This is a genomic window from Streptomyces sp. NPDC060198 (assembly GCF_042728415.1).
In the GTDB taxonomy this organism is placed as follows: domain Bacteria; phylum Actinomycetota; class Actinomycetes; order Streptomycetales; family Streptomycetaceae; genus Streptomyces.
This window is the reverse complement of the sequence record NZ_JBHWZJ010000139.1, coordinates 1-17,262: the sequence shown is the minus strand read 5'-3', so window position 1 is coordinate 17,262 and position 17,262 is coordinate 1. Positions and strand designations below refer to the sequence as shown.

The window sequence follows — 17,262 nt, the reverse complement described above, 5'->3', positions numbered from 1 at the left end:
GCACCGCGCAGCCGACAGCCGGAGCGTCGCCGGCGGCCTTCAACGCCACCGACAGCGCGTGGATCCTCTTGATGATCCCCATGGCCGAGCGTGCGCGGCTCCTGACCGATCTGGCTCCCTCCCGCACGGCGGACCCGGCCCTTGCCGCCTTGGCCGCGGACACCGGATCGACACTCCGTGCGGACCTGCGCCGCCTGCGCGCGGTGCTGCGGCTCTCAGGTGTCCCCGACACCCATCCCCACGAGGGTCACGACATGCCGGGCATGGTCAGCCTCGACACCCTCCAGAAGGCGGCCGACGCGAACGGCCGGGCGTTCGACCGGATTCTCACCGACGCGCTGCGCGCCCACTTCACGCAGTCCGGGGTGCTCTGTGCCGGCGAGCGAGCCCGAGGCCGGGCAGACCGGGCCAAGGACTTGGCCGCAGCCATCGCGAAGAGCGCGGCCGATGGAACCTCCCGGCTGGGCGGGCCGCGCGGGGCGCAGGCAGATCTGTGACGGCTCGGGCCGGCCCGGCCGTCTTCGTCCCCTGCCCGCTGGGAGAAGGTGTCCTGGCGGGCAGGGGACGGTGTGGCAGGCGGCGGAGCCGGCAGGGTGCGGACCAGCACGGTGTGGCTGCGTCGACCGTGCTCGACGGACGCAGAGACACCGTCGAGGTGGACGGAAACCGCACACCGACGACGTCGGCAGGTATGGCTCTGCCGTCTCCGCACTCCTCTCAGACCCGATCGAACGGCTCCGCGTACGTGAAAACGCCCCGCAGCGCGGGGGTATGGGCGGTCAGGGTGCGGACCTGGAAGTACTCGCCCCAGGAGGGGTCCGGCGCGGTGATGCCGTGGTCCGTGCCGGTGCGGAAACCGAAGCGGCCGTAGTACGCGGGGCTGCCGAGGAGAGCGACGAGAGGCTCGTCCAGGGCATCCGCCGCGCCGAGCACGGCGTGGACAAGGGCAAGGCCGACACCGCGGCGCTGGTGGTCGGGGTGCACGCTGAGCGGGCCCAGTCCCAGGGCGCGGGCGGTGCCGACACGGCCACGAGTGCAGACCACGTGGCCGACGACCTCGTCCCCGTCGCTGATGGCCACGAGCGACAGTTCCGGTAGCCAGCCGTCGCAGGCGCGCAGCTGGTCGAGGAGGGTTACCTCCACCGGAACCGGAGTCTCCGGCTGGGCGAAGGCCAACGCGGTGACAGTGGTCACGGCGAGGATGTCATCAGGTGTTTCGCGTCGGATCAGCACCGGCACAGTCTGAGTTCCGGATCGCGGCGCCGCAAAGTATGTACCGGTACTCCCGGCTCCCGACCGGCCGTCCGCCTGGCTGTCCAAGGGGACGTGATCACTCGACGGCCGGCCACTCCGTCTCTTCGAGGTGACGGGCCGTCGGTCCGTCCTGACGCTGGGCCGTACCCCACGCCGTGTGCGCGGAACGTCGGCTGGGCGCGGGCGATCGGCGAAGGGACGGGCTGTGTCGGCTCGCGCAAGTCGGAATGGTCCGGCCCTGCCGCCCCTTGGAGCCGGACCATTCCGACTAGGAGCGTGGGTCGGAAGTGGCCGGAGGCTGGGCATCGCGGTTGGCCTACAGCAGCCAGGTGGAAACCATGCGATGTCAGTGCCATTGAGTACGGTCTGCCTATGGATCATCAGAGGGCAGGAGACGCACGGCAAGCGTGGGACCGGGTGACCACATGGCTTGTACAGAATGCCCCTGATGTTTTCGCTGATCTCGGCGGTCCGGGGAGTCAGGCAGCCATCTGCGAAGCCGAACTGCGCATGGGCGTAAGGCTGCCGCAGCAGCTGCGGCAGTGGCTGCTGGCAAACGACATCGATGCAAGTCAACAACCCGACGCCGGATCGAGTCTGGTTGCGCTGGGATGCCCAGGCGTCATCCCCAGCGGCGGACTCCTTCTGGGCCTCACGGACATCGAGCGTGTCTACCTCCACAGGATGGGCATGGAGGAAATGGCACCGTCTGGAGACCCTGATCGCCCGTCCTGGCGTAGGGAATGGGTGCCAATCGTTTCGGAGCGCGACGGTTTTTCTGGGAAGTTCGTGAACACAAGCACCGGAACGGTGGGGTCCTGGAGCGAGGGGGTATCCCCTGAAGACAGTGAGTACGCCTCGCTGTTCGCATTCCTCCAGGATGTAGCTGACCAGCTTTCAGGAGCCTCGTCCGGTGACTGGAGCGGGCCTGGCAGGACGCGTAGAGCGCGTCCGGAGGATGAACCCATACGTCTCTGGGCGCGAGCGAATGGCTACCTCGTAAATGACCGCGGACGCATCCCCGCAGCCATCCGAGAGGCATACGAAGCATCACGGTGAGCCCCGGGTCCGGCGGTGCCGGTCACAGCCAGTCGTTGATCGCGGCTATGAGGACTGTCGCCTCGTAGCGGACTGCGAGCTTGTCGTACCTGGTGGCAACGGCCCGGTGCCTCTTGAGGCGGCTGATGCCGCACTCGACCGCGTGCCTGGCTTTGTAGTCCTCCCAGTCGAACTTCGGCGGACGGCCACCGCGGGAACGCGCTCCTTCCGATGGCGGGCCTGGTCCGTCTTGTCCGGGATGGTGCAGCGAATCCCACGTCGTCGCAGGTAGGCGCGGTTCTTGCGCGAGGCGTAGGCCTTGTCAGCCCGCACACGATCAGGACGAACGCGTGGCCGGCCCGGACCGATGCGGGGCACGCGGACCTTCTTCAGTACGGGTTCGAACCGCGGCGAGTCCCCGTGCTGCCCGGCCGTCACCACGATCGACATGGGCTTCTGGCTCTGTTCGACGGCCAGGTGGAGCTTGGTGGTGAACCCGCCGCGCGAGCGTCCCAGTCCGTGATCTCCGGGCTCGGTGAAGACACCGCCCGGTGATTCCTTCTGCAGCCCCCTGCTTGCGGGCCCCGGCCGCATGCCGATGGGCGCGGCAGACGGTGGAGTCGACGCTCAGGTCCCACGTGATCGCACCCTTCGCGTCCGCCAGAGACTTCCGACTAGGAGCGTGGGTCAGTAACGATCTTGGGCCTTGGGCTTGGGACGCACCTTCGCGGCGGCGCGGGTAGCCGCGCCTCTCGGTGCAGTCGGCGCGGACAGGGGCCAGGTCCAAGACCTCATCGACCAAGTCGGCGACGAGCCGCGCCAAGTGATCCTGGGGCAGCCAGTCGCACAGCGGCGGGAGCAACAGCAGGGCCCGGTGCGGGTCGAACGCCCTGCACGCTTGTCCGCCGCCGCCGGACAGCCCTGCGGCTTCTTCTCGACCGGCTCGACCTCGAACAGCCCGTCCCACCACGCATACCGCTGTCGTCCCGCACGAGTGACCACGAAGTGCGAGCGGTTCGCCTCCATTCACCGCCGTCATGCGTGGGGTCACCCCTCTTGGCGGAAGTCCAGCATGTAGAAGACCTTGTCGTAGCGGCGTGCGCCGACGGCGACGAAGTCGGGCAGACGGCCGTATTCGCTGAAGCCCAGCGATTGGTAGAGGTGCAGGGCATTGCTGTTGTCGCCACGAGCGTCCAGGGTCAGGACCTCGATTCCCGCCCGCCTGGCTTCAGCGATCAAGGCGGCGGTCAGTGCACGACCGACGCCGCGACCACGGGCAGCAGCATCCACCGCGACCTTCTCCAGATCGGCGTGCGGACGATGGGTCGGTCGCGCGTAGCGCAGCCAATACCCCAGCCCGACCAGCCGACTGTCGACGTAGGCGGCACGTAGGACCGCGTCGCCGGCGTGCGCCGCAGCGACGACGTGGTCGAGGAGCTCCGCCACCTCATCAGGCGAAGGGGGTTCGACCCAACCAAGTGCGGCACCTCTACGGACCAGGTCTGCCAGGATCTGTTGGGCGGACTCTGCAAACCGGGCCCAGAGGTCCGGATCGGACGTCAGCTCCGTCGGGTCGACGACGACGGGCTCACCGGTCCCGCTGCCGGCCATGGCCGTACTCATGACCGGCACCTTAACCGGCCCAGGTCCACTGGAGCCCCTCCGCCCAGCGCCAGTCGTGACCGAACCCCGGTACTGACCCACGCTCCTCAAGCGTGTTGCGAAAGTCCCGCCTGTCCGGCGGCGCCCGGCACGCACGCTCGCCGCGTTGTCGGGATCACCCCGATACATCCAGTATCGGGGCACCCCTGCGCCGTGCGATCGCACGCACCGGACGCCGCCGGACCCGCCCCACGGGCGGACGGCACCACTTCCGCAACACGCTGCGTGTCCCGCGACTCCTGGCGGGTGCGCGACGACAGCTACGCACCTCGCCGCGTTGCCGGAACATCCGCATGCATTCGGTCTGCGAACGCTCCTCCGCCTTGCGGTGCACCACATCCGACGCCGTGCACCGCATCCGACGCCGTGCACCGCATCCGACGCCGTGCACCGCATTTGACGCCGTGCGCCGATCCACCACGAATCGCGGGACAGCCCTTAGCGTTTGATGCCCACGCCTGCCAGCAGGCTGATCTCGGCATCCGCGATCTCCGGCGCGTCCGCGGCGCGTTCGGCGGCACGCCAGCGATGACAGCAGACGATGCCGGGCTCGATCAGGTCGAGCCCGTCGAAGAAGCGGCCGACGTCGCTGTGCGAACGGAACTTCACCGGAGTTCCGGAGTTGGTGTAGGCCTCCGCGACCTGGTTCCAGGTGCCGGGGTCGAAGTCGGGCGTGCAGTGGTTCATGGCGAGGGCGCTGCCCGCCGGGAGCGGTTCGAGCAGTCGGCGGACGATGCTGTACGGGTCGTGCGGCTCGGTGATGAAGTGCATGAGCGCGTTGAGGGAGAGGGCGATGGGCCGGCTGAAGTCCAGGACCCCCGAGTCCTCCACGGCGCTCATCAGCGCATCGGCGTCGGTGGCGTCGGCCTCGATGTAAGCCGTCCGTCCCTGCGTCGTGCTGCGCATGAGGCGTTCGGCGTACTTCAGGACGAGGGGGTCGTTGTCGGCGTACACGACGCGGGCTTCCGGCACCACCGACTGGGCGATCTGGTGCAGGTTGGGCTCGGTCGGGATGCCCGTGCCGATGTCGAGCCACTGGCGGATGCCGTGCTCCTCCGCCAGTACGCGGGTGGCCCGCTGCATGAACGCCCGGTTCTCGCGGGCGGTCAGGTAGAGACCGGGGTGGGCCTCGGCCGCGACCAGGGCCGCCTCCTTGTCGATCTCGAAGTGGTCCTTGCCGCCGAGGAAGTAGTCGTACATCCGGGCCGAATGCGGCCTGCTCGTGTCGAGATCCCGGCGGGCCTGACTGGTGGTCATGTTCTCCCCTTGGTGCGTGTGTCTGTCGGCCCGCAGGCCCGTTGCGGGACCGGCGTCCTCGTCCCTCCTGCCCGCCGCCGGGTCACCCGGCGGCCAGGTGATCGGCCAGCCCCTCCTTGACCCCGCGGACGAACGCGGCGATCTCCTCCGGCGTGTAGATCAGGGCCGGCCCGGCCGGATCGGTCGACTGCCGGACGGCCACGCGGCCGTCGGTGAGCTGCTTCGCCTCGACGCACTGGCCGCCGTTCGGGCCGCTCCAGGGGCGTTCCCAGCCGTGCTCCCCGAGGTCGCGGGCCGGCATGCCGTTGTAGATGCTTTCGTCGGCGATCGTCATGAGTGCTCCTTACGCATGCGGTTCAAGAGCGCCCTGCTGTCCTCGGACGACGTCTGGAGCGCCATACGGGAATGCGCCTCGAGGTGGGCCACGACGTCCGCGCGCTGGTCGAGGTAGACAGCGGCGGACAGGAGTTCGCTGTAGACGATGTCGGGCAACTCGGGTTCCTCGAAACGGAAATACGTGAACGGGGCGCATGCTCCGATGTGGGCACCCGCGGTGAAAGGCACGATGTCGATACTGATGTGCGCGAGCTCCGACAGGTCCAGGAGTCGCTCCAGCTGTTCTCGCATCACCTGAGGGCTGCCCACCGTCCGGTGCAGGACGGCCTCCTCCATGACCACCCACAAGGTGGGGGCGTCATCACGCTCCAGCAGACTCTGGCGGCGCAGCCTCAACTCCACGCGGCGCGCGAGCTCCTCCTCGGTGCCGTTCGGCAACCCACCGCGCAGCACGGCATGCGCGTATTCGGGGGTCTGCAGAAGTCCGGTGACGTACTGGGGTTCGTACGTGCGGAGGGTCTTGGCACCGGCCTCCAGGCTGACGTACGCGGTGAACCAACTGGGGACGGCGTCGCGATAGGAGTGCCACCAGCCGGGCCTGTTGGCCTGCTCGGCCATCTCGACGAACTCGTCGATCTCCTGACGGCCCGCGCCGAAGGTCTCCAGGAGCTTCTCCACGTAGAGAGGCTTCAGGGCGACCTCGGCCTTCTCCAGCCGACGGATCGTCAAGGTCTGCACGCGCAGCGCCTTCGCCGCGTCCTCCAGCGAGGCTCCGGCGTTGATCCGCATTTCCTGCAACCGGCGGCCGAGGATCATGCGCAGGACTGTCGGCGCGCTGGTGCCGGAACGGGCTTCGCCCACGCCCAACCTCCTGAGGGTCCATCAATAATGCCATTCTGACATTGACTTGATGAGGACGCCAGGGTGATACCGGGCGCCTGAAATTATCAGGGAGTCGGTTGCAGCGTGAGTACGATCATGCGCATAGTGGTGGGGTGAGCGGTCAAGTCACGGTGCGGGCGCAGGATCAGGCCCGGAGAGGATGCGTGTGGTCGATGGTGACGTCGGCACCCGCCGCCGGACGCTTGTCTGGGCGTACGCCTCTCACCGCTCGAGTTGTAGCCCGCATCCCCCCACCGCGCCCGTCCCCCTTGCGGGCGCTGGAAGGCGACATACGTGACTCTGTCCACGTCCTCAGCACCGGCCTCGACCCCCGCCTTAGCCGGGACGGTGCCACGCCAGGAGTACTGGTTCGGCCTGCCTGCCCAGCGCACCAGCGCGAGATCCGCCCGCGACACCGTGCGCGACCGGCTCCGCGCGTGGGAGGTGCCCGGCGACACGTGCTGCGACGCGGTGCTGCTGGTCTCCGAGCTGACCACGAACGCCGTACTCCACACCAACAGCGATCATGTCCTCTGCGGCCTCACGCTGACCGGTGACGAGCGGCGCCTGCGCATCGAACTCCACGACGAGGGCAGCGCTCCGGTCCGCCCGCCCGAGCGTCACCCCGGCCCCGGCGAGGAGAGCGGGCGAGGGCTGCTCCTCGTCCAGCAACTCGCGGACAGCTGGGGCTCCGCACGCTCCACGCGGGTCGAAGGCAAGTGCGTCTGGGCAGAGTTGACGGCACACTTCTGATGTCGTGGGCATCGGACGACACCGAACGCGACGCTTTCCCGGCAGCGACCCCTCGGCCCGCTGTGCCCCCTTCGCGCGACGAGGAACCCCGCTCCTCGGCCCACCCACGGAGGGCGCCCATGACTCCCCACGGCGAAGCCGTCTCTCCTGTCGTGCTGTACGTGTGCGCCGACAGGGACCCCGGCGCACCCGGGGAGGCCGCACAGCGTGCGCGGAAGGAAGGCCAGACGTTCGCCCGGGAACGCGGACTGACGATCGCCGAGGTCGTCACCGACACCTACGGTGAGCCCGACCCGGCCCGGCGCCGGGGGTGGCGGCGTGTGAGGCAGCTGGCACGGACCGGCCACGTCACCGCGGTACTCGTCCGCTGGCCCAGCGCCATCGCCCCGGAGTCCGCGCGCGATCTCCGGCACCGCGAGGCCGCCTGGCTCCGCGACCAGGGCGTGCGCGTCCGATACACCTGGGCGCCTCTGTCTGCGCGAGGCGTCGAGGCTCGATGAGGGTCTTCGGCGTCCCCTCCTGGGTGAGGATCTCCTGGCGATGGACGTCATTCGATTCGGTTCGCATCGCGGGCGTCTGAAGAGCCGCAGGGACAGAGCCGCAGGGACAGAGCCGCAGGGACAGAGCCGCCGGGACATGAGTCGTGCCCCACCGTGTGCGGCCGGCGGGTGCCCGGGACGGTGGTCAAGTGCCCGGTCGTTCGTCCGCTCCCCGGGGGTCCGGCGGGCCGCCCGGGTGGACGTCGAACCCCGGTGGTGTCCAGCCCGGTGACGGTGTGAGGATCTGTCCGGCCGACGGACCGGGCTCACCCACACGGCATGGCCGCACATCGTCACCACCGGGACCTGGCGCACCATGAGCGGGGCTCCTGCCCCGAGGGTGAGGCGGCCGGCCACGCCTGACGCTGCATACGTTCGCCGGCCGGGCCGGCCGGGTGTTCCATCCTCGGCGGACGGTGGGCGCGGCCGGGCAACTCCTTCCCGGGGCGGTCCGTACGACGGAGGGGAGGCAGCCGAAGCCGTTGTCAGAGGGGGCGCCTAGAGTTCTGGCAACTGGTCACGGTGCGTCGCCGTCGACGGGTTTCATCGGCGTGCCGCCGGTTCGGCGGCCGTCCGGAACAACGGGGAGAACAGCGCATGGGGTGGGTTCAGGCGGGCGACTACGAAGTCGCCCTGGAGGCGGGCAAGGTGGTCTGCCGCAACGGGAAGGGCCGACGGCTGCAGTCCGTCCCGGCCAAGTTGAAGGACGACCCGGCGGTCGTGGGGCTCCGGCAGCTGACCGAGTGGCTGGAGCGGCACGACCACCAGTGCCTGCGGGACGTCGAGCAGTGGATGGTGCGTTCGCTGCCCGTCCCCACGGCCGTGCTCGCCCGGGTCTGGCCCGACCCGGCTTGGCAGGCGGCTCTGCGGGACGTGGTGGTCACCGGAGCCGACGGCGGGATCGCGGGGTTCCTGCGCGATGTCGACCCCGACCGCGGTCTCGGCCTCGTCGACCTGGACGGCGACACGGTCCGCATCACCCCGGACGTCGTCAGCGTGCCGCACCCCGTACTCCTGGACGACCTCGACGACCTGCGCGAATTCGCGGTCGAACTGGCGGTGCGCCAGAACGTGGACCAACTGTTCCGCGAGGTGTGGCGCCGCCCGCCCGGCCTCGCCCCGGACACGACCGCGGTGGACACCTACGCCGGCGGCGTCTTCAAGGAACTGCGCTTCCTGCACGGCCGCGTCACCCAACTCGGGTACCGGTCGCGCGGCGGCTACGCGGTCTGCCCGATCGTCGAGGAGGGCGCCACCGTCGAGGCACGCATCTGGATCGGCGAGAACGACGGATACGACGAGTACGGCACCGAGACCGGCCCCCTGGGCTGGACCGACCCCGCGGGGCGCGCGCTGACGGCCGCCGAGGTCGGCCCCGTCGCGTGGTCCGAGGGCATGCGCATGGCGGCGGCGCTCTACGCCGGACGCGACGTGGCGGACGAGGAGCGGGCGGCATGAGCATCACGACGACGAACACCCACACGAACCCGAGGGCAGAGGGCGAGGCGTCTCTCCCCGCCCAGGACCGCGGCGAGAACACCTCCCGCCCCACCGTCGCCGAGGCTCGCGCGGCGGCCCTGCTGGATGCCGGCGCGATCCTCCCGGCGGGTACCACCGACCGTGACGACGCCGACGCGCTGACCGCCCGCACCTACACCCACACCGCCCTCGACGACCGGTCCGTGGTCCGGCTCGTCCCCGGCACTCTCGGTGAAGCCGAGGACCTGGCGCTGGAGTTCCTCGGGCTGGCCCGGGTCTCCGAGGCGCCCGTCGTGGGACAGGTACGCCGCGAGACTCTGGGCTTCCCGGCATGGGCGCTGGTGAACGACCCGGCCAACGGACACCACGCCCTGGCCCTGGTCAAGGACATCGAGCGGCTGGGCCGGCAGGCCAGGACCCGCGCCGGAGCGGCCAAGGAAGGCTTCGACGCACTCGGCACCCGGCTCGGCCGTGCCGTGCCCCACTTCCTCCCCACCTTCTACGAGCAGGTCGCACGCCTTTTCCTCCAGGCCGAGAACACCACCTACGCCGCCTCCTTCTTCGGCAAGGCCCGCGAGGCCGAGCGGGTGCACGGACTGGTCGTGGACGAGGAGCGGCAGCGGGCCGTCTTCCTGGAGTTCGCCTTCGCCGGCGCGCTGACCGTCAAGGCGTTGCGGCAGTACGTGCGGGACCTGGTGGCCCGGCTCGCACCGGCGGACGCCTGGGCGCAGTTCCGCCGCCTGCTGGTCGAGCGCTGCGCGGCCGGCATGCCGCCGTACGCGGCGCTGCCGCAGGACGTGCGCGCGCTGGTCAAGGCCGCCGGTCTGGACCGCGAGGCCGCCGAACGCGAGCTGATGGCCGATCTGATCGGGTCCCCGGGTGTCGTCCGCGCCCCCGTCTCGTTCTGGGCGACCTACCGTTCCGCGCTCGTCGCCCTCGCCCGTCAGGACGAGGCCGTGCGGGTACGGCTCCTCGGCTTCTTCCCGGAGACCTTCAGCGAGAGCCGCAAGGACACGGACGGCGAAGCCGACTGGCTCGTGCTGCTTGCCGATTCCGGTGCGGAGTACCTGCTCACCGCCCTCCCGGACACCTCCGGCGACACTGCATCCGACTCCGCCCCGTCCGTCTCCCCGGCCGGCTGGCTCGCCCGCTGGGAGGCGCACCGCCGGCGCAACCGCGCGACCGCGGCCCGCAGCCCGCAGACCCTCGGCCTGGCCGCCCGGATGGCGGACCGGCTGCGCGCCGACGGGTGTCCCGTCGAGTTGTTCCAGGGCCGCTGGCAGCGCAACGCGGACCTGGACCTTCTCGACCTCTGCCTGGCCTCGGGCGTCCGCGTCGTCGAGCCGGACGATCAGGGCACCGGACAGTCTGCCGGTGTCCCGCTCGGCCAGTGGCTCACCGACACCGCGCCCGGTGCGCGGGATCTCGCCGCGGTCGCCGAACGGCCGGTCTTCCGCGCCCTCCTGCGCCGGAACATCGGCGGCCTCGGCAACGAACGCAACCAGCGGCTGGGCGACGCCGGCATGGCGAAGCTGGCAGCACACCCCGTGCTCTCCGTGATCCTCCGGGAGTGGCTGACAGCGTGCGCCGAGGAGTACTGCGCGGCCCGTGGGCTCCCCGGGCTGCGCACCGCGCACAGCCGGCTCTCGGCATTCCGCACGGTGATCGCGGACGTCGCACCGGAGGCCGTGCGGCTCCTGGAGGGCCACGACGTCGTCCCCCTGCTCGCTTCCACTCTGCGTACCGGTGTCCTCGACGAGTTGGGCTGGCCCGCGCTCGACGAGACGTACGCCGAACTTGCCGCCGAGGTCGCCTCCGCCACACGGCAGCAACATCACCGGTCGGAGAACGTCGGTGTCACCGGAGCCTGGCCCGCGCTGATCCTGAGCACCCTCGAACGGGCCGTCGTCGTCGGCCCGCAGGGTGTTCTTCTGCGGCACACCCTGCGGCTGCCCGCCGCCGTCGACCACTGGCGGACGTTCGCCTTCCGTTACGTCGACGGCGAGTTGCTGGTCATCTGGTGGGAGGACGGCACGCAGCGCGGCTACTGGTCGCACCGCCCCGCCGAGGTGTTCACCGTCGGCGGCGAGCAGATCCCCCGCTGGGGCGGCTCCGGTGCCTCGGACGACGTATGCCTGCCCCTGCCCGGCGGAGGCCGGGCCACCGGCGGGCAGGCCCTGCACGCCGGCGACACCTCCCTCCCGCCCCAGCGTGCCGTCATCTCCGACGGCACCGGCCACTGGCGCGAGGGCCACCAGGGTTCGCAGCAGGTGTGGCTGGAATACGACCCGGCCGCCGGTACGCACGGCCGCGCGTCCCTCCCCGCCTTCCTCCGCTCGGGGGTGCGGGACGGCACCCGGCTGCTCACCGAGCACTGCCAGGTGTTGCCCATCCAGCCCGGTCTGGAAGCCACGCCCTTCGGCACGGACGGCACGGTCCTCGGCCGCTGGGTCCGCCGCACGGTCGACGAACCCGGCACGGCAGCCCCCGCCGGCGGGCACCGGATCGTCGCAGGCACCCCCGACGGACACACGGTGACCCTGCCGTACCCGCTTCCCGGGGGAGGCTCCCCGGTGCCGCTCGGAGCCCTCACCCTGCCCGGTGGATCACGGCCTGTCGCGGTCCTGCACCACCGCTCCGTCGAAGCGCACCCGGCGGACACGGACGGCATCGGTGGCGGCCTGTGGTCCGCCATCCCCGGTTCCTCCGGCGGGAACGACGTGGCGGGCACCCCCTACGTGCCCCCCGTCGCCTACTGGCACGCCCTGCGCCCCAGGGACGAGCGGGGCTCCGCCGTTCTGCGGAACCTGACCGATTCCCGTGCGGGGGAGGTGTTCGAGGAGGTCGCCGTCGCGGTCGTCCAGCACCTCCAGGCGTTCCGGGCCGTCGAGGAGTACACGGGGCCTTCGTCGCGCGAGCTGTGCGAGGCGGCCGTCGCCCGGGTGCTGCCCGAGGTGACCGATCCACGGCTCCTCGCGGGCATCACCGGACTCGTCCGGACCACGGTGGACCGGGCTGCCGAAGCCGCCCGGTACCTGGAACCGCCCAAGCCGGTGGAGCCCGTCGCTCCCCAGGACCTCGCCCGCACCCGAGGCATGTTCTTCGACCACGAGCCCGAGCACGGCGACGACACGACCCTGCAGAACGCGTCCGCCTGGGGCTCCGAGCGGATGCGCGGCGGCTGGTGGGGAGGCGGGCGCCGGTGGACCGTGATCCGGCAGATCCTCGCCGTCAACCATGTCTTCGGCGGCCGGCCGGCGTTCGGCCCGCCCGCACCGTCCAAGGTCCCGTTCACGTCCGTGGACGGCTGGCAACGGGACGAGTGCACCGTGCCCGGCGACTCCCTGAGCTGGACCTCCGTCCTCGGCATGCTGCCCGAACTGGCCTACCGTGCCGCCTCGGCGACCACTTCCCCCGAACACCGCACCGGGCTCCTCGTGCTGCTGGAAGCCCTGGCCGCAGGCCCGTTGGCCGACCCGGCGGGCACGGTCCGGCAGGTGGTGCTCGTCGAACCGTACGGCGCAGGGATTCCCGGGACGGGACGCCACGAGCCGGTGGGCCGCCTCGGCCAGGTGCTGCGCAGAGGCGCCCGTACCGTCGTGGTCCTCGACAGCCGCGGCCAGAACTCCCGGAACGACGCCGTACGCTGGCTCGCCCTGGACCACGATCCGACCGGCGCCTTCGGCCCCGTCCCCGGCTTCACCCTGGACCGCGAGCACGTGTACCGGAACGGCATCGCCCGCGACCGGCTCACCCGGCTCACCACCCGGGTACGGGAGCAGGGCCCGGCGCCCTGGCGTCCTGAGGCCGCCGAGGCGTTCCACACGGCCACCGGTATCGGCCCCCTCCAGTCCGCCGCGCTGCTTTCCGGTGCCGTCCAGGACCCCGGCACCGAGGCGCTGGCGCTGCTCGGGGTGAAGACGCGTGCCTTCGAGGCCGCCCAGGCCGGTCTGGACGCACTGCCCCCGGCCGACCTGCACGCCCTGCTCCGGGCTCTGCTCCCCGTGGACCCGGCCGAACTCTGGTCCACCGGCCCCGACGTCGGGGCCGCCACCGAGGTCTGGCGGGAGAGACTGGCCTCCCTCGTCCGCGTCCCCGAGGAACTGGACCTCGACCTGTCGGGTACCACCGCGGACGCCGTCGACCTGATCCTCAACACCGGCTCCCGGACCTGGCTCGCCCACGGCACCGATGTACCGGACGGCACCGGTCGCCCGGTCCTGCGCCAGGTGAACGCACGCGGTGCCCTCGTTTCGGCACTCACCGCCCTGCGCACCCTCGCCTACACGTTGCCGTACGGGCATCCCGTGCGGGCGCACCTGCCCGTCGGGCTCGCGGCGCTGCGAGACCGCCTCGCCGACCCTGGCCTGGTTCTGGACCTCGGTCTGCAATGGACCGAGGCGGGGAACTCGATCGCCCCCGCGGTCCGCGCCGCCCACGGGCTTCCCGAGTCCGGCGGCGCCGGCACCGACGGACTGGTCCGGGTCGGTACGGCCATGCTTCTCGCCCCCGGCCACGGCACCAGCGAGCGGCTGCTGATCCGCCCGGCCGGCCTGGCGGGCCCCGACGATCCGGCGTTCGGCCTGGTCGAGGGCATCGTCGCCCCCCACGGCACCGGCGATCTGCTCGCCCTGCGCGCGTTGCTGGACGAAGAGACGTCCGCGCTGGCCTCGTCGGGTGCCCCCGACGGCTCCCCGCTCCACCCGGCCCAGGACCCGACACGCGCGGTGCCCGACCTTCTGGCGGAGGCCGTCGACGCCCTCGGCCTGAGCGAGGACGCCGCAGCCCTCTATCTGATGCTGCTCGCCCTGCCCGACCCCACGGACCGCAACTGTGTCCGGTGGACCGGGTGGAAGTCGGCACGGGTCAAGAAGGCCCGTGCGGAACTCACCGCCACCGACCTCGTCGTGGAGGCGAAGCGCTCCCGCGCCGGGCGCACGCTGTTCCTCCCCTGTGGCTGGCTGGAACGCGGCGCCCCCGGACTGCCGCTGGAGACCTGGAAGGAAAAGCTGTACCCGGTCGCCGGGTACGCCCGGACCCTGCCCCACCTCCCCGTGCCCGCGCTGTTCGCGGCCGCTTGGGCACGGGTCCGCGGCGGGGACGCCCCCGCCTTCGAAGAACTGGACACTCGCGCAACCCGGAAGGGCCGCCGCCGATGACGAACGACACCACGACCACCACGGACAGCACCGCCACGGGCGGTACCCCCACGGCCGGCGTCCCGGATCAGCCGGCGCCGCCCGGCCGGGAGCACCGGCAGACCACGCCGCCCGAGGACCGGTACGCCACCGAGCTGGCCTTCCTCGCCGCCCACGACTCGGGCCCCCGCCCAACCGGCTGGCTGCTCACCCCCCGCGCCGTCGTCACCTTCGTGATGGGCAGCGCGGGTGAGGCACTGAGCCTGCCGAAGGGCGCCCGGCCCGGAGCCGGGGTGCCGCTCCGCCTGACGATCGAACAGAAGTTCGTCGGCGAGCGTGCACTGGTCGAACGGTGCGTGGTCACCCTCGCCGGAGAGCGCGGACTCCTCCTCGTGGGAGAACCCGGCACCGCCAAGTCGATGCTCTCCGAACTGCTGTCGGCGGCCGTCTGCGGAACCAGCGCCCTCACCGTGCAGGGCACCGCCGGCACCACCGAGGACCAGCTCAGGTACGGCTGGAACTACGCGCTGCTGCTCGCCCAGGGGCCCACCGAGCGGGCTCTGGTGCCCTCCCCGGTACTCACGGCCATGACCCGGGGGGCCGTCGCCCGTATCGAGGAGGTCACCCGCTGCCTGCCGGAGGTCCAGGACGCCCTCGTGTCGTTGCTTTCCGAGCGGCGGATCGCGGTCCCCGAACTGGCGGGCGGCGAGGGCTCCCAGGTGCACGCGGCCCCCGGGTTCACCCTCATCGCCACCGCCAACCTGCGGGACAAGGGCGTCTCGGAGATGTCCGCCGCGCTGAAGCGGCGCTTCAACTTCGAGACCGTGGGCCCCATCGGGGACGTGGACGCCGAGACCGCGCTCGTCCGGCGCCAGTCCCGGGCAGCCGTCGAACGGGTGGGCGCCGCCTACCAGGTGGACGACGCGGTGCTCGAAGCCCTCGTCACAGCCTTCCGGGACCTGCGTGAGGGCCACTCGGCGGAGGGCTGGGAGGTCGAGCGCCCCTCCACGGTGATGAGCACGGCGGAGGCCGTCTCCGTCGCGGGCTCCCTGGGCCTGGCCGCCGCCTACTTCCCCGGCGACCGGGACGTGCTTTCCCTCCTGCCAGGCCATCTGCTCGGCGTCGTCCGAAAGGACGACCCCGCCGACGCGGCGCGGCTGCTGGGGTACTGGGACGGGCCGGTGCGCAGGCGTGCGGAACAGGGTTCGGCCACCTGGCGTGCCCTGTGGGACCTGCGCGCGGTGCTGGAGAACTGACGGATGAGCGAGTCGATCACCCCCCGGACCCGGTCCACCGCCGAGGGGCCGTCCACGGCCGGTGCGCCGGTCGTTTCTCCGGCGCGGGGCCGGGCCGCCGGGTCCGCCGTCCCGGAAGCCGCGGCGGCGGCCCTCGCGGCGACCGGACCCGGGTTGCCGTTCCTGATCGGGGTGCGCCACCACGCGCCCTCGCTGGCGGCCGCCCTCCCCGCACTGCTGGACGCGGCTGCCCCGGGCGTCCTCCTCGTCGAACTGCCCGCCGAGTTCCAGCCCTGGCTCGGCTGGCTCGCGCACGAGGAGACCGAGGCCCCGGTGGCGCTGGCCGCGGTGCTCGCCGAGGGGACCGGGCCCGGCTCGGCGGGTGCCGGGGGGCCCGCTTTCTACCCGTTCGCCGACTTCTCGCCCGAACTCGTCGCTCTGCGCTGGGCGGCGAGAAACGGTGTCCCGGCCGTGGCCTGCGACCTCCCGCTGGCCGACCGTGCATGGGCGCGGGGCGACCAGGCCACCCCCACCCCCACCCCTGTCCCGGGCGCCGACTCCGCACCCGTGCCGGGGGAGGGGTACGGCCTGTCCACCGCGCTCCGGTCCCGGCTCACCGGCCGGGACGGCGACGACCTGTGGGACCGGCTGGTGGAGGCACTCGCGCCCGGATCGACACCCGAGGCACTCCGCCGTGCCGCCCTGCTCACCGGCTGGGCACTGCGCCACGAGGCCGAGGCACGGGGCGGGGTGCACGGTACGGACCTGGCGCGCGAGGAGTACATGCGCGGACACCTCGCCGAGGCCCTGGCGAACGGACGGCGGCCCGCCGTGGTGGTCGGAGCCTTCCACACCCCGGCGCTGCTGTCGTCCACCTCCGGGGCCGCGGGAGCCGGGGCCGTGGAGGCCGCGGGTGGTCCTGTTCCGGACAGGCCGGACGCGTCCGGCCTCCCGACCGAGCCGGGCGCCGACGGCCGCGTGAACGGCGCTGCCGGGACGGCGGGGTGCACGGTCTCCCTGGTCCCGTACACGTACCCGCTGCTCGACTCACGGTCCGGCTACCCGGCCGGTATCCGGGACCCGGAGTGGCAGCACACCGTCCTGGACGCCGCAGGGGACCCGGCCGCGCTGCACGAGGCCCTGATCCGCACCGCGGTCCGGGTCTGCGCCGCCCTGCGCGACCAGGGCCACCCCTACGGCCCGGCCGACGGCCGGGAAGTCGTCCGGGTGGCCGGAGACCTGGCCCGCCTGCGCGGTCTGCCCGCCCCCGGCCGCGGTGAACTCCTGGAAGCCGTACAGACGGTGCTGGGGCGCGGCGAGACCTACGGCACGGGCCGCGCCGTCGCCCGGGCCCTCGAACGCGTACTCGTCGGAACCCGCACCGGCCGGCCCGCGCCCGCAGCTCCGCGCGGTGGACTGGGCCCCGCGGTCGAGGCCGAGACCGAGGCACTCTCCCTCCCCGGCCCACAGGACGCGCACGAGAAGACACCGCGCGACCTCCGGCTCGACCCGGCGCGCTCCCCCCTGGACCGGCGCCGCGAACTGCTGCTGCGCCGGCTGACGGTGTGTGGCATCCCTTACGCGCAGGAGCAGGAGGTGAGCGGCGGGGCCGGCACGGAAGGGCTCACGACGCGTTGGCAGGTGCGGTGGACCCCGGCGACGGCCGCGATGCTCACCGCGGCCGGGACC

General features: G+C 72.0%; 13 protein-coding genes and 2 pseudogenes. 8 read left to right on the top strand and 7 right to left on the bottom strand.

The genetic code is table 11. From position 1 onward, the window contains the following. The coding region (locus tag ACFWEP_RS18550) for a DUF305 domain-containing protein (protein WP_387371373.1) at positions 1-497 on the top strand (497 nt) is incomplete at its 5' end. 220 nt (positions 498-717) lie between these two features. On the opposite strand, the gene ACFWEP_RS18545 is transcribed toward ACFWEP_RS18550, so the two are convergent. Then, complete coding sequence (locus ACFWEP_RS18545; protein ID WP_387371372.1) at positions 718-1,233, bottom strand: GNAT family N-acetyltransferase; 516 nt, start codon at positions 1,231-1,233, stop codon at positions 718-720. Positions 1,234-2,154: 921 nt separating this feature from the next. Here ACFWEP_RS18545 and ACFWEP_RS18540 point away from each other — a divergent pair. Next, positions 2,155-2,313 (top strand): annotated as a pseudogene (locus ACFWEP_RS18540) (histone-like nucleoid-structuring protein Lsr2); the annotation flags it as partial. 45 nt (positions 2,314-2,358) lie between these two features. On the opposite strand, the gene ACFWEP_RS18535 reads toward ACFWEP_RS18540, so the two are convergent. The 6 genes and pseudogenes from ACFWEP_RS18535 to ACFWEP_RS18510 form a co-directional block, all read right to left on the bottom strand. Continuing rightward, positions 2,359-2,886 (bottom strand): transposase, encoded by a 528-nt coding sequence (locus ACFWEP_RS18535; RefSeq protein ID WP_387371374.1) that lies wholly within the window; start codon positions 2,884-2,886, stop codon positions 2,359-2,361. Positions 2,887-3,028: 142 nt separating this feature from the next. After that, positions 3,029-3,249: pseudogene (locus ACFWEP_RS18530) on the bottom strand (IS1182 family transposase); the annotation flags it as partial. A gap of 90 nt (positions 3,250-3,339) precedes the next feature. Further along, on the bottom strand, positions 3,340-3,915 hold the full coding sequence (locus tag ACFWEP_RS18525; protein WP_387371371.1) for a GNAT family N-acetyltransferase: 576 nt from the start codon (positions 3,913-3,915) through the stop codon (positions 3,340-3,342). Positions 3,916-4,392: 477 nt separating this feature from the next. Beyond that, entirely contained in the window at positions 4,393-5,211 is an 819-nt protein-coding gene (locus ACFWEP_RS18520) for an SAM-dependent methyltransferase (RefSeq protein WP_387371370.1), read from the bottom strand. 82 nt (positions 5,212-5,293) lie between these two features. Next, positions 5,294-5,545, bottom strand: coding sequence for a DUF397 domain-containing protein (locus ACFWEP_RS18515; protein WP_387371369.1), 252 nt, complete (start codon positions 5,543-5,545; stop codon positions 5,294-5,296). Further along, positions 5,542-6,408, bottom strand: a complete 867-nt coding sequence (locus ACFWEP_RS18510; RefSeq protein WP_387371368.1) for a helix-turn-helix domain-containing protein — start codon at positions 6,406-6,408, stop codon at positions 5,542-5,544. The genes ACFWEP_RS18515 and ACFWEP_RS18510 overlap by 4 nt, the downstream gene beginning before the upstream one ends. Positions 6,409-6,723: 315 nt before the next feature. Between ACFWEP_RS18510 and ACFWEP_RS18505 the strand changes: the two genes are divergently transcribed. The 6 genes from ACFWEP_RS18505 to ACFWEP_RS18480 all read left to right on the top strand — a co-directional run. After that, a complete protein-coding gene (locus ACFWEP_RS18505; RefSeq protein ID WP_387371367.1) occupies positions 6,724-7,182 on the top strand; it encodes an ATP-binding protein in 459 nt (152 codons plus the stop codon). Positions 7,183-7,301: 119 nt separating this feature from the next. Beyond that, a complete protein-coding gene (locus ACFWEP_RS18500) occupies positions 7,302-7,682 on the top strand; it encodes a hypothetical protein (RefSeq protein WP_387371366.1) in 381 nt (126 codons plus the stop codon). 636 nt (positions 7,683-8,318) lie between these two features. Continuing rightward, complete coding sequence (locus tag ACFWEP_RS18495; protein ID WP_387371365.1) at positions 8,319-9,179, top strand: DUF4132 domain-containing protein; 861 nt, start codon at positions 8,319-8,321, stop codon at positions 9,177-9,179. Further along, positions 9,176-14,359: a hypothetical protein gene (locus ACFWEP_RS18490; RefSeq protein WP_387371364.1), complete on the top strand. Its 5,184-nt coding sequence runs from the start codon at positions 9,176-9,178 to the stop codon at positions 14,357-14,359. The genes ACFWEP_RS18495 and ACFWEP_RS18490 overlap by 4 nt, the downstream gene beginning before the upstream one ends. Beyond that, entirely contained in the window at positions 14,356-15,594 is a 1,239-nt protein-coding gene (locus tag ACFWEP_RS18485) for an AAA family ATPase (protein WP_387371363.1), read from the top strand. Before ACFWEP_RS18490 ends, ACFWEP_RS18485 begins: the two co-directional genes overlap by 4 nt. Before the next feature lie 3 nt (positions 15,595-15,597). Beyond that, a partial coding sequence (locus tag ACFWEP_RS18480) for a DUF5682 family protein (RefSeq protein ID WP_387371362.1) occupies positions 15,598-17,262 on the top strand: 1,665 nt, incomplete at its 3' end.